Genomic DNA, 19,649 nt, shown 5'->3' on the forward strand with positions numbered 1-19,649 from the left:
GGCGCCTTAGGCACCCGTGGAGGAGTTAGTTGCCAAGGCCTTTGCCGGCATCTTTCTCTTCGATCAGTTCGATTTTATAGCCGTCCGGGTCTTCAACAAACGCGATCACCGTGGTGCCGCCTTTAACCGGACCCGCTTCACGAGTGACGTTGCCGCCGTTCTGACGAATGCGGTCACAGGCTTCTGCCGCGTTGTCCACGCTCAGGGCGATATGGCCGTAGGCAGTGCCCAGCTCATATTTATCTACGCCCCAGTTGTAGGTCAGTTCAATCACCGCTTCATCGCTCTCTTCGCCGTAGCCGACAAAAGCCAGAGAGTATTTGTATTCGGTGTTTTCGCTGGTGCGCAGCAGCTTCATGCCCAGCACTTTGGTGTAGAAATCAATGGAGCGTTGCAGGTCGCCGACGCGCAGCATGGTATGCAGTAAACGCATGTTATCCCTCGTCCTTACTTATGAATAATCTGGCTAGTATAGCGGCGGAAGGCCGCCGCTATCAATCAACGTGGGATTACAGAACAGGGTAGTCGGTGTAACCTTCCGCGCCGCCGCCATAGAAACTTTCCGGGCGCTGTGGGTTCAGTTCCGCTTTATGCTTCAGACGAGCGACCAGATCCGGGTTGGCAATGTAGTCGCGACCAAAGGCCACGGCATCGATTAAGCCTTTCTCAATCAACGCTTCCGCTTTTTCCGGGGTGTAGGCACCAGCACCGATAATCGGACCGTGGAAACGAGCACGAACTTTTTCGCGGAATGCTTCGCTATATGGCTGACCGCCGGCCCAGTCTGGTTCAGACATGTGCAGGTAGGCGATACCACGTTTGCCCAGCTCTTCAATTAAGTAGAGCGCATCGGCTTCTTCGTTCGGGCCGTTGTCGACGTTCTGGAAAGTACCAATTGGCGACACGCGGATACCGATACGGTCTGCGCCCCATTCTTTAATCCCGGCATCAACCACTTCCAGCACCAGGCGCGCGCGGTTTTCTACGCTGCCGCCGTACTGATCGGTGCGATGGTTAGAGGATGGCGACAGGAACTGGTGCAGCAGATAGCCGTGCGCGGAGTGCAGTTCAACCAGGTCGAAACCGGCTTCACGGGCGTTAGCGATCGCCTGACGGAAATCGTTGACGATACCAGGGATCTCTTCAGTTTCCAGAGCGCGTGGCATAGAGGTATCAACGCGGGTAGCGTGACCATTCTCATCGCGCAGCGACGTCCGGGTATTGGCGCTCAGCGCTGAAGGGGCTACCGGTGCTTCACCATTAGGTTGCAGGCTGGAGTGGGAGATACGCCCGGTGTGCCACAGCTGAACGGCGATACGACCATCTTCAGCATGAACACCAGCGGTGATTTTCTGCCATGCGGCAATCTGTTCAGGGCTGTGCAGGCCAGGAGCACCCTGGTAGCCTTTTGCCTGAGCGGAAATTTGTGTCGCTTCGGAGATGATAAGACCGGAGCTTGCGCGTTGGCGATAGTATTCGGCCATCAGCGGGGTAGGAATGTCACCCGGAACGATGCTGCGCAGACGCGTCAGCGGGGCCATAAACACGCGGTTCGGGGCAGTAACCGCACCCACTTTCAGTGGGGTAAACAGTTTTTCTTGCGACATGGTGACTCCTGAGTAGACCGGTCGTCTAGTGTTTAACGAAATAAAAACGCCGGGATTAGTCCGGCGCGGCAATCAGATTCCTGACATGCGTCAGCGCGCTTTCAAGCGGCGTAGAGCTGCGGGCCATTTTCGCCTGCAGATTTGCGCCCAACCACAGCGAGTAGAGTACCTGCGCCGTGGCTTCGGCTTCGCCGCTGAATTTAAGGCAACCTTCACGGCGACCATTTTCCAGCGCTTGCGCCAGCAGAGCCATAATCTGGCTGGCACCTTTGTTCATTTCCGTGCGCATATCTTCGGAAAGATCGCACACTTCGGCAGAGAGTTTAACGGTCAGACAACCGCTGATAAGCCCCTGCTGGCAAAACTGGGTGAGCGTGTGCTGGTAATAGTCCAGCAGTCGGTCACGATAGTTGCCTGCGCCCTGGGTAAAGTGCTGCACCAGGCGCTGGTGATAATCGGCAAAGTGCCGTTCCAGCATCGCGACGCCAAACGCCTCTTTTGAACGGAAATAGTGATAGAACGACCCCTTTGGCACTTCTGCCGTCTTCAGGAGTTCGCTAAGCCCCATTCCGGTAAACCCTCGGTGCATGCAAAGACGCTCGCCGGTAGCCAGAATGTGTTCACGGGTATCATGTTCAATCAATTTGCTCATGCGATGCACTGTAATAGACCGATTGGTCTAATGCAAATGAATTTTTGAAAATGCAGGTTCACCCGCACGATGTGGCAGAAAAGTTGCGCCCCGGTGATTAAACGTCTTCAATGAGAGTATGACGAGGTAAAAGGGGGCTAACGTGGCGGAGCAACTGGAGTTTTTCCCGGTTCAAAGTCCGTGCCGGGGAATTTGTCAGTCGGATGAGCGTGGGTTTTGCCGCGGCTGTTTTCGCAGCCGTGACGAGCGCTTTAACTGGCAAAAAATGAACGATGCGCAAAAACAGGAGGTGCTACGGCTCTGTCGTCAGCGTCTGCTGCGTAAATTACGCGCGGGTAAAGCGACGAATACTGAAGATCCTCAGCAGCCCTCACTGTTTTAAGCGCAAAAGTGCGTATACTCAATTCAATTTTTTTTGTTGAGGAAGTGGTTATGGTTCAACGTATTACCCTGGCACCACAAGGGCCAGAATTTTCCCGTTTCGTGATGGGCTACTGGCGTCTGATGGAGTGGAACATGACGCCGCGTCAGCTGGTGAGCTTTATTGAAGAGCATCTCGACCTCGGGGTGACAACCGTTGACCACGCCGACATCTATGGTGGCTACGCCTGTGAAGCCGCGTTCGGTGAAGCGCTGAAGCTGGCGCCGCATCTGCGTGAAAGAATGGAAATTGTCACCAAGTGCGGGATCGCCACCACGGCGAAGCCGGAACACGCGCTGGGTCACTATATTACCGACCGCAACCACATCATTCATAGCGCCGAACAGTCGCTGCGTAATCTGTCGACCGATGTGCTGGATCTGTTGCTGATCCATCGCCCGGATCCGTTAATGGATGCCGATGAAGTGGCGCAGGCGTTTACCGCGCTGCATCAGAGTGGAAAAGTGCGCCATTTCGGCGTCTCCAACTTTACCCCGGCGCAGTTTGCGCTGCTGCAGTCGCGCCTGCCGTTCACTCTGGCCACGAACCAGGTGGAGATCTCGCCAATTCACCAGCCGACGATTCTTGACGGCACTCTGGATCAGCTGCAGCAGTTGCGCATTCGCCCGATGGCCTGGTCTTGCCTCGGCGGCGGTCGTCTGTTTAATGACGATGAGTTCCAGCCGCTGCGCGATGAGCTGGCGAAGGTAGCGAATGAACTGAATGCAGGCAGCATTGAGCAGGTGGTGTATGCGTGGGTGATGCGTTTACCGTCGCAGCCGCTGCCAATTATCGGCTCCGGCAAAATCGAACGCGTGCGCTCTGCTATTGTTGCGCAATCTCTGGATATGACGCGTCAGCAGTGGTTCCGCATTCGCAAAGCGGCATTAGGTTACGACGTTCCGTAATGTCAGTAATGCAGGCGGTCTTTACCGCCTGCATCCTTCCTTTTTACGCCGGTTGTTCGGTCAGCGTACCGGGCGGCGGTGCCGTTTCCAGCTGTGAAAGCGAACAGTACAGACGCCACAGAATCGAGGCAAGTTCCCGGGCTGCCGGTTGATGGTGGTGGGACAGCGTGTCGCAGATTCGTTGCAGTTCCTGAAGCGTGGCGGCCAGCGGACGCTGCTGAACCCCGCGTTCGCTCATCACATCTCGCAGCAGGCTAATACACATATCGCGCACCTGCGACAGCGGGTCCGAACGGGCTTCCCAGGCGCGAAGCTGCCAGACCACGTGCGAGCAGTTCAGCAACACCACGCCCCAGCGCAGCAACCAGCGTCGCGCCGGTTCATCCTGGCTGCTGCTGAGTTGGCTAACATGATGATAAACCAGTGATTCAAATTCATGCTCGCTGTTTGCCGGATGTCGACTCAACTGGTCAACAAAGTGACGCCGTAACGCCCGAATATGACGGCGGCTTTTGCGCGCGTCTGAACCTGGAGTCAACACGGCAAACGCCAGCCAGGCCAGGCCAACACCAATGATTTTGGCCAGGTTATCGTTAAGGAAATCGCCAAAATTGTAGACCGGCGGATTGGTCACCGCGATAAACGAGCCCATAAAGACGATAAGCGAGCCCCACAGTCTTGCCTGTTTGGGCATCTGCAGTTTCAGTAGTTGCATGGTTAACAACAGCGGGAAGAGAAACAGCATAAACTGCCAGAGATCGCTGATTTGCACCATCAGGCCAAACTTGATGCCAAAACTGAATATCGACAGCAGGATCAGGGTACGCATCAGTAGCGTGAGCGAACTGAACGGGGAAGGTACGTTGGAGTAGAGTACGCAGCAGATGGCCGCCAGGGTTAATGCCGCTGCACCCGATTCCCACTGGGTGCTGATGCTGAGCGCGCCAACGCTGACCAGCGCAAAGAAGGTGCGGATGCCGCTCCAGGCAGCTTCCGCATGATCGGTATGGCGCATCAAGGCCGGGGCTGTTGGCACGGTAAACTCGGTCACTGCGGTGGCGTTTTCCAGCCGCTGGAGCCAATGGCTGGTGGTGAGATAAAGGCGGCAGAAGTAGCGTAAGCGGTGCCAGAACGCGTGGTGGCGATAATCCTGCGGGTCGCTCGGCGCCAGCGGGGCAATAATTCGCGCGACGGTATAGGCATCGCAGTCGGGCTTCGCCAGCGCCAGTAACAGTTCTTCCAGCACCGGACGGATGGTTTGCGGCGCATCCGGCCAGTTCAGCAGCAGGCGACGTAAGCTTGAGATTACGCTGGTCAGACGCAGCTGTTGGTGCAGCAGATAGTTAAGCAGCGTGTTCTGCCGTCGCAGGCGATAGTGGCTCCAGAAGGCCTGAATGCGCAGCAGGTTCATCGTCAGAATCTGGCTGATCACGCTCTGGTGCGCAGTGCGTATGGCATCAGTGGTGACCGGTTGCCAGAGCATGTTGGCGTGTTCAAGTAACCGGGCGTGCATATTTTTAAGCGCCGTTAGCAGGGCACTGCCGTCAGAGGTGCTGGGCAGAATCATCATCATCAGCCCGCCGCACAGAATGCCGACAATCACTTCACATACGCGTGCCTGCGCAATGTCCCAGAGTCGGGTGGCGTCCACCACATTGATAATAGGAAACGCGATAATGGCACAGGTGTAGCCCGCGAGCTGGAAGGCGTAGGCGACGTTGTTGGTGTACATCGCGCAGGCCCAGGTACAAAATGCCAGCCAGCCGGACATAGCAAACAAAAACAGCCAGGGGTCGGTCAGGGTATGCCCGGCGATCAGCAGCGCTGCGCAGGCGCCGAGCATACTCCCGGCAATGCGCCCGAGGCTTTTACTGATAACGCCGCCAACGGTCGGAAAGCTGACCACTGCGGCGGAGGTCATTGCCCAGTAAGGCTCATCAAGGTTGAGCCAGTAGGCTATGCCTAGCGCGAGACACATGGCAATGGCGTTGCGCATGGCGTAGCGCCATTGCGGCACGGTTGCTTTAACCCAGGGCAATGACCGCCATGTTAAAGCGGGAAAGATCATTGCTTCCCACCGACTATAGAGACGGTGCAGGTGGTACCGGCAACCAGCACGGTATCCGCTGGCAGCGCGTCTAATTCAATGCGTACCGGCACACGCTGGGCCAGGCGCACCCATGGGATGGTCGGCTTGATATCGGCAACTAGCTTGCCGTCTGTCGCCAGACTCTGGTCGTGGATGGCACGGCCGATGCTGGATACGTGACCCTGTAACTTTTTATCATCACTGTAAAGGACGACATCGGCGCGGTCACCCTCGCGGATGTGACGCAGCTTGGTCTCTTCGAAGTAGCCGACTACGTAGAAGGAGTGGCTGTCGATCAGCGCAAAGACCGGTTGTCCGACGGCGGCATAGTTGCCGACGCGGGTTGAGAGGTTGGTGACCCAACCGTCGACCGGTGCTTTTACATTGGTTTGGGCCAGCTGCCAGCGGGCATGTTCGCGCTCGGCTTTGGCGGCATCGAAGTTGGCCTGTGCTGCTTTCAGCGTCATGTTGGCCGTATCGAGATCTTCGGCGGAGATAAAGTTCTGTGACAGCCCCCGGCGACGCTCCACTTCATGGCTGGCGCGCGAGAGGTCGGACTGAGCTTTGGCAAGCTTCGCATCGGCGTTCATCTCGGCAATTTTCCACGGCGTTGGGTCAATCTGGAACAGCACGTCGCCAGCGTGGACAAACTGGTTGTCCTTTACGTTGAGGGTCAGAATACTGCCAGAAACCTGTGGGGTAATATCAACCTGTTCTGCACGAATTTTACCGTCACGCGTCCACGGCGACTGCATGTAGTAGTTCCAGACCAGCCAGCAGGCGATGATAGCCAGGGCCGCGATGAGCAGCGTTGAGAAGTATTTTAATTTTTTCATTGAGTTACATCACCACCAAACCAGTATCATCAGCGCCATACACACTGAAAGCGCAAAGAAAGAGAGATCCATCAATAGCGGGTGCCAGATATCACCGGCATACATCCAGTCGCGCAATAAACGGTGAATAATTAACCAGAACAGAAAGCCCAGCAGGACGGCTTTAAATACAGGGGGGAAATAAATAGAAGCACCAACCACAAGGTCTTGCAGCGGGACTCCAGGAATGTGGAAAATAGACTTCACAAGCAGAAATCCTTTGCAATTGAAGAGTTATGGTTCGATAGTGTGTCGTGTTTTGACATACATTCACATCATTTGAAACAGTGTAATTCACGGATCTGGTTTGCGTGCACGTGGCAATTCATTTGTTTTGCTAATTTAAATACTGCACACTATTCTAAAATCAGTATAATAACTTAGCAAGCTAATTATAAGGAGATGAAATTGGAATCGCCATTAGGTTCTGATCTGGCACGGTTGGTGCGCATTTGGCGTGCTTTGATTGACCATCGCCTCAAACCTCTGGAACTCACGCAGACTCACTGGGTCACGCTGCATAATATTCATCAGCTGCCGCCAGAACAGTCGCAAATCCAACTGGCAAAGGCGATCGGCATCGAGCAGCCGTCTTTAGTTCGTACTCTGGATCAGCTGGAAGAGAAGGGGCTGATCTCGCGCCAGACCTGTGCGAACGACCGTCGTGCTAAACGTATTAAGTTGACTGAGAAAGCGGAACCGCTGATCCAGGAGATGGAAGCAGTCATCAGCCACACCCGCGGTGATATCCTGTCGGGGATCTCAGCCGAGGAGCTAGGGATGTTGACCACGCTCATCCGCAAACTGGAGCAGAATATCATTGAGCTGCAATCACGCGATTGATACTCATTGATACTCAAAAGAACCCGCGATAGTCGCGGGTTTTTTTTCACCTCTATTATTCCCAGACCACTACGCGGTTTCTGCCCGCCGCTTTGGCACGGTACATCGCTTCATCCGCACGCCTGACGCACTCTTCTACCGGCACCGACAAATCGACGGCGGTGAAAACGCCCATGCTGATGGTGATGGACTCCGGCAGCTGCGCATGGCTGCTCTGTGTATCGTGCTGACTGATTGCCAGACGAATACGCTCGGCAATCGTTCGCGCAACCTCCGGAGAGGTGTTAACCAGCAACAGAGCAAATTCTTCGCCGCCGATACGTGCGGCAACGTCATTTTGCCGTACCGAATCCTGCAGGACTTTTGCCACGAACTGAATCACCTTGTCGCCCTGCAGGTGACCATATTTGTCATTGATACGCTTAAAGTGGTCCAGATCGCTGACAATCACCGATACCGGTTGACCGTCGGCGATGGTGGGCAACAGTGCGGTAAACGAGTCATAGAAATAGCTGCGATTGTACAGCCGCGTTAATGGATCGCGGATAGAGTTCTGGTATGAGTCATGGTACTTCGCATTGGACTGGCGATAGAGCGTGAACACGTCGCAAAACAGCACAAAGATCAGGAACAGGGTGGAGATGGTTTCGAACAGGCGCGCCTGATACCAGCTGTAGCTGGCGGTATCCTGGCCGGTCATCAGGACAAACAGCGTAAAGATATAGCAGGCACAGAAGAAGGCCCCGCTATACCAGAATATATTGCGCAGTTGCGTTGTAATCAGAATGGTGAAAAGCGTTATCCCCCAAAGACCGAACAATATCCAGCTGATAATTTCTTTCCAGACTTCAGTATATTTAAAGGTAAGATTATCAATAAAGGCAACGCTGAGTAACGGATCGTTGCTGGAATATAGCCAGGCCAATTCCATAATGCAGGCGCAGAAAATAACGATGCCGCTGAGAATGAAAAAATGGATTTTGCGGGTGTGCATCTCGCGCAGTTTAAATGCGTAGAGAATCACAGCGGTCATAAATAGTAGCGCCATTAATATATTACGGAATACGTAAAAGATCAGAGCGTCATTATAATTTGCGATATTCACGCCGCCGCAGAGGAACCAATCCGGGTAACTCTTCAGCGTTCCCAGCATCAGCAATGCAGAGCTAGCAAAGGCGCAGGCGATGGGCATAAGGTAGAGACGACGTTTATCACATAAATATTTCATGATCATGAACACGGCGATCATGGTGTGAAAAACCATGAGAAAAATCGTCAGTGTTGGGAACAATATCGGCGCAATAGACGGAACGTTGCTGATAAACGCGTTCGAAAAATGATTAAGAACAAGCGTGCCAATAAGAGTGATGGTCAGGTAAATCAAAAAGCGCTGTAGCGGGAATTTTAGCAGCATATATGTGTCCTGTGTACGCAACGCCGGGCATGCAACGGGCATCCAGCCCTATACGCAGGGAGTGTAATAGATAAACTGTCAGTAAATATTGTCCACGCGCAAATAATACATAAGCTAAATGTCAATTATGCATTCATGGTATGAATTAATTGTTTATTTGAAATAAGTATTAGAAATAATACTGAGCGATGGAAAGGTACGTGGCCGTAACGGCCACGTACGCGAAGTGAGGCTTAACGCGGGGAAACGGTAACCTGGCTGCCGTTGCTTGCCATCACTACACGCTGGCCAGCAGAGAAGCGGGTATCGCCCTGTTTCTGCACCACCATGATGGTGTTGCCGTCATCTTTACGAATTTCCAGCTCAACGCCCTGGGTTTTGTTCATCGCACCCTGAACGCCTTGACCTGCTACGCCGCCTGCCACTGCACCTGCCGCAGTTGCCAGGGAACGACCGGTGCCGCCACCGATAGTGTTACCCAGGAATCCACCCAGAACCGCACCGCCGATGGCGCCGATAACGTTGTTATCGTCGCCGCCCTGAATCTGTACAGGACGTACGTGGACGATGGTACCGTAGGTCACGTTCTGGACCTGTTTCGCTTCGGATGCCGAGTAAACATCGCCTGACAACCCGCTGTTGCTGACACATCCGGCCAGGGATAAACCAATCATTGAAACAGCCAATACGCGTAACATCATTTTATGAATCTCCAGTTCACTCAGAATCGCTCTTGTGAGCATCCGTACTAAACGATTATATGGTATTTGATTCGAGCGGTCATATATTCCGCATTTATTATTAACAAGAATAATCCATGACGGCTTAACCAACGTTAAACGCAAGGGAAACTACCATGCGGGCTGATGACCGGTATATTGTTAAAAAGTATTATTAGTTAATGGCATTAAGTGTCACTTTATGATTGAGTGTTGACTTTGCAAAGATGACTAAGGAAGGCGTATGAAATCCGGGCGATATATTGGCGTGATGTCGGGAACCAGCCTTGACGGTGTTGACGTAGTGCTCGCGGCAATTGATGAAAGCCGCGTAGCCCAGCTTGCCAGCCTCACCTGGCCAATACCGGTAGCCCTAAAAGAGGCCGTGCTCGCCATCTGCCAGGGGCAGGCGCTGACGCTTTCGCAACTCGGTCAGCTCGACAATAGGCTGGGGAATCTGTTTGCTGAAGCCGTTATCGCGTTAATGTCTCAGGAGCATCTTGAGGCACACGATATCGTCGCTATTGGCTGCCACGGACAAACGGTATGGCATGAGCCGACGGGCGCTGCGCCGCACACGATGCAGATTGGCGACAATAATATTATTGCCGCCCGCACCGGCGTGAGCGTAGTGGGGGATTTCCGCCGCCGCGACATGGCGCTGGGTGGGCAGGGCGCGCCGCTGGTGCCGGCTTTCCACCAGGCGCTGCTGGCGCATCCTGACGAACGTCGGATGATCCTTAACATCGGCGGCATTGCTAACCTTTCTTTACTCGTACCCGGCATGCCGGTGCGCGGTTTTGATACCGGCCCGGGTAATATGCTGATGGACGCCTGGATCTGGCGCAGCCTTGGCAAGCCATACGACAAAGATGCCGAGTGGGCCAGCGAAGGCAAGGTTATCCTGCCGATGCTGCAGGATATGCTGAGTGACCCTTACTTCTCGGCGCCAGCGCCAAAAAGCACGGGGCGAGAGTACTTCAACTACGGCTGGCTGGCGCAGTTCCTGACACGTTACCCAGGCCTGCGACCGCAAGACGTCCAGGCGACGCTGACTGAATTGACCGCTGTGACCATCAGCGAACAGGTGATGTTGAGCGGTGGCTGCGAACGTCTGCTGGTCTGCGGTGGCGGTAGCCGTAATCCGTTGGTGATGGCGCGCCTGGCCGGGTTGCTGGCCGGAACGGAAGTGGCCAGCACCGATGCCTACGGGATCAGCGGTGACGATATGGAAGCGCTGGCATTTGCCTGGCTTGCCTGGCGAACCGTCGCCGGACTGCCGGGGAACCTACCGTCGGTGACCGGTGCTTCGGAAGCGACCGTGTTAGGGGCCATTTATCCAGCAAATCCGCAGCATAATCAGAGTTAACTGACATCTTCTTTTACAGTGGGCCGGTAGACTTATCTTGAACGGGAGTGTGAGAATCACTCCTTGACCAGGAATGTCGGAAGGCCCAAAACAATGAAAAAGCTACTTATCGCTGTTCTCCCTTTTATGCTCGCTGGCTGCAGTGCGTACAATCAGTTTATGGAACGCATGCAGACCGACACGCTGGAATACCAGTGTGAGGAAAAACCGCTGACCGTGCATCTCAACAATCAGCGCCAGCAGGTGAACTTTATCTATGACAACCAGCAGCTGAATCTCCAGCAGGGGATCTCCGCGTCGGGCGCTCGCTATACCGATGGGATCTATGTGTTCTGGTCTAAAGGTAATGAAGCAACCGTCTATAAACGCGACCACATCGTGTTGAATAACTGCCAGTTACAAAACCCCAAGCGTTGAGATTTTCAGGCGGGCGGCGCACAATAACGCCACCCGTTCACTACTCTCTTAAACGCCATGTCTGATAACGACGATCTGCAACAAATCGCGCATCTGCGCCGTGAGTACACCCGTGGCGGCCTTCGTCGCCATGACCTTCCTGCTGAACCGCTGCCCCTGTTCGAACGTTGGTTACGCCAGGCATGTGATGCCAGACTGGTCGACCCTACGGCGATGGTGGTTGCCACGGTTGATGAAAACGGTCAGCCGTATCAGCGCATCGTTCTGCTTAAGCACTATGACGAGAAAGGGCTGGTTTTCTATACCAACCTGGGTAGCCGTAAGGCACATCAGCTGGAGAACAATCCGCGTATCAGCCTGCTGTTCCCGTGGCATATACTGGAGCGTCAGGTAATGGTTATCGGCAAGGCTGAACGCCTGTCGACTCTCGAAGTGATGAAGTACTTCCACAGCCGCCCGCGCGACAGCCAAATCGGCGCCTGGGTATCTAAGCAGTCCAGCCGCATCTCCGCGCGCGGTATCCTCGAAAGCAAGTTCATGGAACTGAAGCAGAAATTCCAGCAAGGCGAAGTGCCGCTGCCGAGTTTCTGGGGCGGTTTCCGCGTTTCTATTGAGCAGATGGAGTTCTGGCAAGGTGGTGAACATCGTCTGCACGATCGTTTTTTGTACCAGCGTGACGCAGATGCCTGGAAAATCGACCGTCTGGCACCGTAATCCCTGAAATTTGTTGTGTTAAGCGCTAGCGCTGAGTGCGCCAGCGCTTTATTCTATAGAGCTTTCGCGTCTGGCGAAAAGTCGTGTACCGGCAAAGGTGCAGTCGTATATAGATGGAGAATTTGATGGCAAGCAGTAACTTGATTAAACAACTGCAAGAGCGGGGGCTAGTCGCCCAGGTAACGGACGAGGTAGCGTTAGCAGAGCGACTGGCGCAAGGCCCGATCGCGCTCTATTGCGGCTTCGACCCTACCGCCGACAGCTTGCATTTGGGGCATCTTGTTCCTTTGTTATGCCTGAAACGCTTCCAGGAGGCAGGGCATAAGCCTGTTGCACTGGTCGGCGGCGCAACCGGTCTGATTGGCGACCCAAGCTTCAAAGCGGCCGAGCGTAAATTGAATACCGAAGATACCGTGCAGGAGTGGGTGGATAAAATCCGCAAACAGGTGGCACCGTTCCTCGATTTCGACTGCGGCGACAATTCGGCTATCGCGGCCAACAACTATGATTGGTTCGGCGGCATGAATGTGCTGACCTTCCTGCGCGATATCGGTAAACACTTCTCTGTTAACCAGATGATTAACAAAGAAGCGGTGAAGCAGCGTCTTAACCGTGACGATCAGGGCATCTCTTTTACCGAGTTTTCCTACAACCTGCTGCAGGGTTATGACTTTGCCTGCCTGAATAAACTGCACGGCGTTGCGCTGCAGATTGGCGGTTCCGACCAGTGGGGTAACATTACCTCCGGTATCGACCTGACCCGTCGTCTGCACCAGAACCAGGTATTCGGCCTGACCGTTCCGCTGATCACCAAAGCTGACGGCACCAAATTCGGTAAGACCGAAGGCGGCGCAGTATGGCTGGATCCGAAGAAAACCAGCCCGTACAAATTCTACCAGTTCTGGATCAACACCGCGGATGCTGACGTTTACCGCTTCCTGAAGTTCTTCACCTTTATGGACATTGAAGAGATCAATGCTCTGGAAGAAGAAGACAAGAACAGCGGTAAAGCCCCTCGCGCCCAGTACGTACTGGCCGAGCAGGTGACCCGTCTGGTGCACGGTGAAGAAGGTCTGGTGGCGGCAAAACGCATCACCGACAGCCTGTTCAGCGGTTCACTGAGCGCGCTGAGCGAAGAAGACTTCGAGCAGCTGGCGCAGGACGGTGTGCCGATGGTTGAGATGGAAAAAGGTGCCGACCTCATGCAGGCGCTGGTGGACTCTGAGCTGCAGCCGTCTCGCGGCCAGGCGCGTAAAACCATCGCCTCTAACGCGGTCACCATCAACGGTGAAAAACAGGCTGACCCGGAATATTTCTTCCAGGAAAGCGATATTCTCTTCGGTCGTTACACCCTGTTACGCCGTGGTAAGAAAAATTACTGTTTGATCTGCTGGAAGTAATATTCCGAAACGAGGGGGCGTGGGAAACTACGCCCCCTTCTTTTTTGTCGTCTGAGTAGAGCTAATGAACAACATCCTCGCCATTCAATCTCACGTCGTTTTTGGGCATGCGGGCAATAGCGCCGCCGAGTTTCCTATGCGCCGCCTTGGTGCGAACGTCTGGCCGCTGAACACGGTGCAGTTTTCCAACCATACCCAATATGGTCAGTGGACGGGCTGCGTGATGCCGCCAGCACATCTGACAGAGATTGTGCAGGGCATTGCGGCTATCGACCAGTTGAAGCGCTGTGATGCGGTGCTGAGCGGCTATCTGGGCTCTGCGGAGCAGGGCGAGCATATCCTTGGCATCGTGCGTCAGGTCAAAGCGGCGAACCCGCAGGCGAAATTTTTCTGCGACCCGGTTATGGGGCACCCGGAAAAAGGCTGCATCGTGGCACCAGGCGTGGCGGAATTTCATAAGCGCTATGCCATGCCGGCAAGCGACATCATCGCGCCGAACCTGATTGAGCTCGAAATTCTCGCCGGTCGTGACGTGAAGGATGTGAACGATGCGGTGCTGGCTGCGCGTGAGCTGATCGCTCAGGGGCCAGAAATCGTGCTGGTGAAGCATCTGGCCCGTGCAGGATACAGTCAGGATCGCTTTGAGATGCTGCTGGTGACGACGGATGAAGCCTGGCATATCAGCCGTCCGTTGATCGACTTTGGGGCTCGCCATCCTGTCGGCGTGGGGGATGTGACCAGCGGTCTGCTGCTGGTTAAACTGCTGCAAGGGGCTAGCCTTCGCGACGCGCTGGAGCATGTAACGGCGGCGGTGTACGAGATTATGGTCACCACCAAAGAGATGGGCGAGTACGAGTTGCAGGTGGTGGCAGCGCAGGATCGTATTGCGAAGCCAGTGCATTGTTTTAGCGCGACTCAGCTGTAAACTTTTTCCCGGCGTCGCGAAGCTCGTCCGGGCTACTACCAACTTGTAGCCCGGACGAGGTGTGAAGCGCCAACTCCGGGGAGCCGGCGCACCAATATTACTTCAGACCTTCAGCCGTCATGGCTGCCGCCACCGCAGGACGCGCCGCGACGCGCTCCATATAGGCCGCAATATTTTTGTATCCCGCCATTTCCAGCTTCACGGCAAACGCCCAGCGCAGCACGGTAAACAGATAGGCATCGGCAATAGTGAAGCGTGAACCGCTGATCCACTGTGTGTTCGCCAGCGATTCATCGATGTAGGCCAGCTTCTTATCCAGCAGCGCGCGCGCTGTAGGTTTGTAATCTTCCGGGGTATCCGGGCGGAACAGCGGCGTAAAGCCTTTGTGCAGCTCGGTCGCGATATAGTTCAGCCATTCCAGCGTTCTGTAACGATTGATGGTGCCAACCGGTGCCAGCAGCTGGCGATCCGCAACGCTATCGGCGATGTACTGCATGATAGCCACACCTTCCGTCAGCAGGGTGTTGTCGTCCAGCAGCAGCGCAGGAACCTGGCCTTTCGGGTTGACCTTCAGGAAATCGTCACCGTTTTCCATACGTTTGTGCATCAGGTCGACGCCGATCAGCGTGAAGTCCTTTCCGCTCTCCCTCAACGTAATGTGCGATGCAAGGGAACAGGCGCCGGGTTTGTAGAACAATTTCATGGGTAACTCCTTCAGACTTGGTTATTTTTGTTTTCCCTCAGCCGAAGGGCAGCCGAGGGATATGGAGGTATGTTAGTGCCTGAAGCGATAAAAAAAAAGCCGCTAACAGAAGTTAGCGGCCTAAATATTCATTCGTTTCCCGATGACGTTATGCGGAAGCGACTTTACCGTCAGCAGCAGGTTTTGCGTCGTCCTGAGTCATACGGTTCAGTTTCGGCGCGGTCAGCAGCATCAACACGGCGATAACGGCCGTAGCAACACCAATCTGCAGGAATACGCGGCCATACACGTCCAGAGACATCAGCGGGTCAGTCACGTTTTCCGGAACCGCCATCATGCCTGCAACGTAACCGCCGATGATGTTTGCACCAGCGGTAGTCAGGAACCAGCTACCCATGATGAAGCCCATCAGACGCTGTGGAACCAGCTGTGCCACCATCGCCAGACCCAGACCAGAAATCATCAGTTCACCGATGCTCTGCAGGCCGTAGCTGATGATCAGCCAGTTAACGGAAACGATACCCGCGTCGGAAGCGAATTTCGCGCCCAGCGGCAGCACCAGGAAGGCACCGGAGCACAGCACCATACCAATTGCGAACTTGGTCGGCATTGGCAGGTTGTCGCCCATCTTGTTATAGATAGCGGCCAGAATTGGGCTACCAATAATGATCCAGAACGGGTTCAGTGCCTGATACTGTTCCGGCTCGAACGCGATACCCAGAATGGTGTGCTCAACGTTACGAATCGCGAAGAAGTTCAGAGAGGTTGGCATCTGGCTGTACAGCACGAAGAAGATAATCGCTTCGAGCATCAGGATGAACGCTACGATCATCTTACGACGCGGCGCACCGCTCATTGCGAAGGTCTCTTTACCGAAGATAAAGATGATGCCCAGCGCAATCACGCCCAGAACCATACGTGCGATGCCCTGGTTGTGCAGCAGCCAGGTGGCGACAGCGACCAGAATCACAACGCCAACGATGGTCAGCAGCAGGTTGCGGTAGTTGATTGGCTCGAAGTCAGGCTTGGAACCATACTGTTTAACCCAACGCTGGCAGAAAGCGAAGTTAACCACGGTGATCAGCATACCAACGACGCTCAGCGCGAACGCGGTGCTCCAGCCGTATTTCGCGGCCAGCCATGGTGTTGCCAGCATGGAGAAGAACGAACCGATGTTCACGGACATGTAGTACATGGTGAATGCACCGTCCAGACGCGGGTCGTCTTTTGCATAGCAGGTAGAGAGCAGGGAAGATGGGTTAGCTTTAAACAGGCCGTTACCCACGGCGATAGCCGCCATACCCATATAGACGATGCTCGCATCGTGACCGGACCATGCGACCAGCGCATAGCCGATAGCCAGAACCACGGCACCCAGCATAATCACGCGTTTCGTACCCAGTACTTTGTCGCCCAGCCAGCCGCCGATAGCAACCAGACCGTACACTAATGCACTAAAGGAAGAGAACAGCGTGATGGAATCTGCTTCTGACATACCCAGCTGTTTAACCAGGTAAACGGCCATAATGCCTTGCAGGCCGTAGAAACCAAAACGCTCCCATAACTCGATAGAGAAGATGAGATAGAACGCTTTAGGTTGTTTGAAGGCGTTTAAACTAACGCTTTCAGTTGGTTTATTGTTTGCAGTAGACACATATACCTCTTATTTACATCCCATTCTAATGGGGGGTGTACTGGGCGGAGTGCTCATTGGCATCCACCTTATAGTTATTCTGGAGGGAAACGGGAAGTAATGTTCACTATCCTGCGCTTTCAGACAAGACCTTTGTAATACTCCGTTACAAATAAAAAAGGTGGAATAATTAACCAGTCATATAAATGTTATTTAGCGTTAAATTTCACGCTTTAAATTTAAGCGGTTTTTTATTCTGAAACAGAGGGGCAAAAACGGCAATTCAACGATATCTTCTGCTGATTGCGCTTTCGTATAGTGATATAGGCTGGATTCTGAAAAATAACTGGATGATCATATTGTGCGTTACGGAGGATTCATCCTAATGATGTAAGCGAATTGCTCGTAAAGAAACATAAATGCAACATCATGTTGTGGTGATGATCTGGTCATTTTTTGTATAGAAAATTTCGTTAGTGATGGCCTGTTTAATCTGTAAAAGCGTTATATAGGCGTTGGATGTGCCAAAAAATGGAGAATCAGAGCGTCGAATGGCTTGAAGCCAACAAGAAACCAGGCTCGCGAGTTACCCGGAGCGACTCGATTTTGACCACTTCTACAACATGTATGAGCGTAACGGCGCAGCTTTCGGTGCAGTGCATAAACTGCTCGACGCATGCTGGACAGATAGGGGCATATCCACAATTGGTTATTGGCGGTGGGTCTGGACTTGTTAGAGATATGTGTAAGAGATACCCACATTAGTTATACGGCAAATGATATTGGTGTTCATTTCGGAAAAAATATTGCAAATATAGCATTTGATACGACTGGTATTTATCAAGTCCAGTCGCCAACAAATGCTCATATTAGGTTTGGTTCTGACTTTACAAGCCTAACAGCTATAGCATTAGTAGGCTTAAGTTTCCGGAACTTTAACAGCCTTGATAATGTTCTCCAGGTTTTTTCTGACCCCAACCTATATACTCTGGCTTTTGTTCGTGGCGGCGGAAGTGTTGGTGTAGCTCGAGATAAAAAATTTGAATATGTGATGCTTTCAGACGGTAACCTTACTGGATAATATCGAAAACGTATTTTACGTGGTAATGACGTGATTGGTGAGTATGATATTATCGCTAATAAACAGATGTTCATTAATGCGCCCGATCCCAGTGGCGTATTAGCTTTTCAGTCATCAAGCCAGGAGAGGATGAAATTTGGTCCTCAAGGTTTTTTGAAGGCAAACTATACCGCGAACTACAATAGCGCAACGGCACTACAGCATGAACTATCAGGCTCAAGCTCCGGACAGCATGTTGTTTCTATTTCAAATCAGTCGTCTACAAATCTAAATGGATTGAATATAAACTTAACGCTACAGATCCAAACAATACTACACAGTCCTTTATTTCTTGTGTTGGGTCAGGGTCTACTAAGATGGCAGTTTGGTCAAACGGTAACATTGTTAACGTTAATAACTCTTACGGAGCTATCTCCGATGGAGATTTAAAGTATGGTGTTAAGAATGCTAATTCATCATGGGAAGAATTTAAAAAATATCGTTTCGTAAACTATTACCTTAAAGAAGATGATAGAAAGAAAAAATTACTTGGTGTTATATCGCAGGAGATAGAGAGGGTATCACCCAGCCTAGTAAGTAGATCGCCTGTACTTGAAGAGGTTATCGTGTCTGATCTGGATGGGGTGGCATCAACTGAGATGAGGCCTCCTGGTGAATTTATTCAAAGCATCAATTATTCTGTCTTGTATTTAAAGGCAGCGGTAGCTCTAAAAGAGGCATTAAAACGTATTGAGGCACTGGAAGCCATTATAAAGAAAATTAATTAATATAGAAACCTCGCCAAAAAATGGCGGGGTTTCTAAGATGCCTAAGCCATTTTGTATCTTTTGTTCTTTAGCCACTTTCTCGAAGGGTTTTCTACTAAATGAAATGAAATCATCGAAAGTAATATAGTCAATGCTAGAGCCATTAATCTCCAGTTTTCAAAATGCTGCATTTGTTCTTTGAATTGATTTATTAATATTGAATGAATCAAATAAATAGAGTATGAGATTTCTCCAATATAATGCAATGGTTTCATTGATAGTATGGTTGATATGAGGTTCTTACTGTCAACAAGGCTGGGGACTATAAGAACAAACAATATCACAGTAAATAAATCAGACTCTGAGGTTGTCAAAAACCATGAAAGGAATGCGAAACATATATAAGATATTGTTCTTTTTATATAAATGCCATTTCTATGAGCAATATAAGCACCAATTCCCAGGATATAATCAGCTATACACCGTGCAATTGAAGGGTACATGAATGAATGGTCAAGTGTGTTTGGCGATTTCGAAATGAATAAAATAGCTAATGTGGCAAGTGCCGCCATTAAAAATATGAGGATGCATCTATTATCCCTCATGAAAAATATGATGAAAGGGAAGAGCAAGTATGCGATTAATTCTGTCGATAAAGACCATGATGAAGCGATGTAGTTCCATGCTGTAATAGATTGCAATAAAAAAGTATTTATAAAAATAGAGGAGTTTGGCTGCGTTCTACCATTAAGTAAATAATCAAGGATTAGCGTTGAGAAAAGCAGCGTAACATACAGAGGGTAGATTCTAGAGAATCTATTATACATGTAATTAATATAATTATTCTGCTCGATGGTTTTAAATTTTTCATGGTACACCATGCTCATTATAAAACCCGATAAAACAAAGAAAAAATCAACTGCTATGTATCCATTTTGTACAAAGCCATTAATTTCAGGAAAAGCTGCCCGATCAGTTAAATGAAAGGCAACAACATATAAAGCTGCTAGCCCACGCAAACCTGTTAGTGATTTGATTTCCATAGATAATATTAGAATTAGTTTAATTGCGGTAGTATACATAATGGGGGTGAAAATGCATAGATGGTTGTTGCCTACCAGATTCCAATTGGT

21 protein-coding genes are annotated in these 19,649 nt (G+C 51.9%); 10 read left to right on the top strand and 11 right to left on the bottom strand.

The features are described 5' to 3' along the window. Positions 1-25 precede the first annotated feature (25 nt). The 3 genes from gloA to V6940_RS15540 form a co-directional block, all read right to left on the bottom strand. The gene (gene gloA / locus V6940_RS15530) at positions 26-433 is read right to left on the bottom strand and encodes a lactoylglutathione lyase (protein ID WP_333496474.1); all 408 of its coding nucleotides are present in this window, start codon (positions 431-433) and stop codon (positions 26-28) included. A 76-nt stretch (positions 434-509) separates the two neighbouring features. After that, positions 510-1,607: an alkene reductase gene (locus V6940_RS15535; protein ID WP_333496475.1), complete on the bottom strand. Its 1,098-nt coding sequence runs from the start codon at positions 1,605-1,607 to the stop codon at positions 510-512. A 55-nt stretch (positions 1,608-1,662) separates the two neighbouring features. Further along, positions 1,663-2,259: a TetR/AcrR family transcriptional regulator gene (locus V6940_RS15540; RefSeq protein WP_185666153.1), complete on the bottom strand. Its 597-nt coding sequence runs from the start codon at positions 2,257-2,259 to the stop codon at positions 1,663-1,665. A 142-nt stretch (positions 2,260-2,401) separates the two neighbouring features. Here V6940_RS15540 and V6940_RS15545 point away from each other — a divergent pair, with 142 nt between their 5' ends. Then, positions 2,402-2,641 carry a DUF1289 domain-containing protein gene (locus V6940_RS15545; RefSeq protein ID WP_185666154.1) on the top strand — a complete coding sequence of 80 codons (240 nt, stop codon included), beginning with the start codon at positions 2,402-2,404 and terminating at the stop codon, positions 2,639-2,641. A gap of 50 nt (positions 2,642-2,691) precedes the next feature. Further along, positions 2,692-3,588: an aldo/keto reductase gene (locus V6940_RS15550; protein WP_333496476.1), complete on the top strand. Its 897-nt coding sequence runs from the start codon at positions 2,692-2,694 to the stop codon at positions 3,586-3,588. A 43-nt stretch (positions 3,589-3,631) separates the two neighbouring features. On the opposite strand, the gene V6940_RS15555 is transcribed toward V6940_RS15550, so the two are convergent. From V6940_RS15555 to V6940_RS15565, 3 genes are read right to left on the bottom strand one after another with little or no spacing between them, the layout of a single operon-like run. Continuing rightward, complete coding sequence (locus V6940_RS15555; RefSeq protein ID WP_333496477.1) at positions 3,632-5,656, bottom strand: FUSC family protein; 2,025 nt, start codon at positions 5,654-5,656, stop codon at positions 3,632-3,634. Continuing rightward, complete coding sequence (locus V6940_RS15560) at positions 5,653-6,513, bottom strand: HlyD family secretion protein (RefSeq protein WP_333496478.1); 861 nt, start codon at positions 6,511-6,513, stop codon at positions 5,653-5,655. Before V6940_RS15560 ends, V6940_RS15555 begins: the two co-directional genes overlap by 4 nt. A gap of 9 nt (positions 6,514-6,522) precedes the next feature. Beyond that, the gene (locus tag V6940_RS15565; RefSeq protein WP_185666158.1) at positions 6,523-6,759 is read right to left on the bottom strand and encodes a DUF1656 domain-containing protein; all 237 of its coding nucleotides are present in this window, start codon (positions 6,757-6,759) and stop codon (positions 6,523-6,525) included. A 195-nt stretch (positions 6,760-6,954) separates the two neighbouring features. Between V6940_RS15565 and slyA the strand changes: the two genes are divergently transcribed. After that, positions 6,955-7,395, top strand: coding sequence for a transcriptional regulator SlyA (slyA, locus tag V6940_RS15570; protein ID WP_333496479.1), 441 nt, complete (start codon positions 6,955-6,957; stop codon positions 7,393-7,395). A gap of 55 nt (positions 7,396-7,450) precedes the next feature. Here the strand turns inward: slyA and V6940_RS15575 are convergent, their stop codons facing one another. Then, a complete protein-coding gene (locus tag V6940_RS15575; protein WP_333496480.1) occupies positions 7,451-8,809 on the bottom strand; it encodes a sensor domain-containing diguanylate cyclase in 1,359 nt (452 codons plus the stop codon). Between the two features lie 233 nt (positions 8,810-9,042). Next, a complete protein-coding gene (gene slyB / locus V6940_RS15580) occupies positions 9,043-9,510 on the bottom strand; it encodes an outer membrane lipoprotein SlyB (protein WP_185666161.1) in 468 nt (155 codons plus the stop codon). Positions 9,511-9,772: 262 nt separating this feature from the next. Here slyB and anmK point away from each other — a divergent pair, with 262 nt between their 5' ends. The 5 genes from anmK to pdxY all read left to right on the top strand — a co-directional run bounded on the left by anmK (position 9,773) and on the right by pdxY (position 14,353). Next, complete coding sequence (gene anmK / locus V6940_RS15585; RefSeq protein WP_333496481.1) at positions 9,773-10,897, top strand: anhydro-N-acetylmuramic acid kinase; 1,125 nt, start codon at positions 9,773-9,775, stop codon at positions 10,895-10,897. A 93-nt stretch (positions 10,898-10,990) separates the two neighbouring features. Further along, complete coding sequence (gene mliC / locus V6940_RS15590; RefSeq protein WP_185666163.1) at positions 10,991-11,314, top strand: C-type lysozyme inhibitor; 324 nt, start codon at positions 10,991-10,993, stop codon at positions 11,312-11,314. 57 nt (positions 11,315-11,371) lie between these two features. Continuing rightward, positions 11,372-12,028 carry a pyridoxamine 5'-phosphate oxidase gene (pdxH, locus tag V6940_RS15595; RefSeq protein WP_333496482.1) on the top strand — a complete coding sequence of 219 codons (657 nt, stop codon included), beginning with the start codon at positions 11,372-11,374 and terminating at the stop codon, positions 12,026-12,028. A 125-nt stretch (positions 12,029-12,153) separates the two neighbouring features. After that, positions 12,154-13,428 (top strand): tyrosine--tRNA ligase, encoded by a 1,275-nt coding sequence (gene tyrS / locus V6940_RS15600; RefSeq protein WP_333496483.1) that lies wholly within the window; start codon positions 12,154-12,156, stop codon positions 13,426-13,428. A 64-nt stretch (positions 13,429-13,492) separates the two neighbouring features. Further along, positions 13,493-14,353 (top strand): pyridoxal kinase PdxY, encoded by an 861-nt coding sequence (gene pdxY, locus V6940_RS15605; protein WP_333496484.1) that lies wholly within the window; start codon positions 13,493-13,495, stop codon positions 14,351-14,353. Positions 14,354-14,450: 97 nt separating this feature from the next. Here pdxY and gstA read toward each other — a convergent pair whose 3' ends face one another. Together gstA and dtpA are read right to left on the bottom strand one after the other, a co-directional pair. Continuing rightward, positions 14,451-15,056: a glutathione transferase GstA gene (gene gstA, locus V6940_RS15610; RefSeq protein WP_333496485.1), complete on the bottom strand. Its 606-nt coding sequence runs from the start codon at positions 15,054-15,056 to the stop codon at positions 14,451-14,453. A 148-nt stretch (positions 15,057-15,204) separates the two neighbouring features. Beyond that, on the bottom strand, positions 15,205-16,710 hold the full coding sequence (gene dtpA, locus V6940_RS15615) for a dipeptide/tripeptide permease DtpA (RefSeq protein WP_333496486.1): 1,506 nt from the start codon (positions 16,708-16,710) through the stop codon (positions 15,205-15,207). Positions 16,711-17,407: 697 nt separating this feature from the next. Here dtpA and V6940_RS15620 point away from each other — a divergent pair. Then, the gene (locus tag V6940_RS15620; protein ID WP_333496487.1) at positions 17,408-17,770 is read left to right on the top strand and encodes a hypothetical protein; all 363 of its coding nucleotides are present in this window, start codon (positions 17,408-17,410) and stop codon (positions 17,768-17,770) included. 356 nt (positions 17,771-18,126) lie between these two features. Continuing rightward, complete coding sequence (locus V6940_RS15625) at positions 18,127-18,537, top strand: tail fiber domain-containing protein (protein WP_333496488.1); 411 nt, start codon at positions 18,127-18,129, stop codon at positions 18,535-18,537. 41 nt (positions 18,538-18,578) lie between these two features. Here the strand turns inward: V6940_RS15625 and V6940_RS15630 are convergent, their stop codons facing one another. Then, positions 18,579-19,559, bottom strand: a complete 981-nt coding sequence (locus V6940_RS15630) for an acyltransferase family protein (protein ID WP_333496489.1) — start codon at positions 19,557-19,559, stop codon at positions 18,579-18,581. Positions 19,560-19,649: the final 90 nt, after the last annotated feature.

Source organism: Kluyvera sp. CHPC 1.251 (assembly GCF_036759945.1).
GTDB classification, from domain to species: domain Bacteria; phylum Pseudomonadota; class Gammaproteobacteria; order Enterobacterales; family Enterobacteriaceae; genus Kluyvera; species Kluyvera sichuanensis.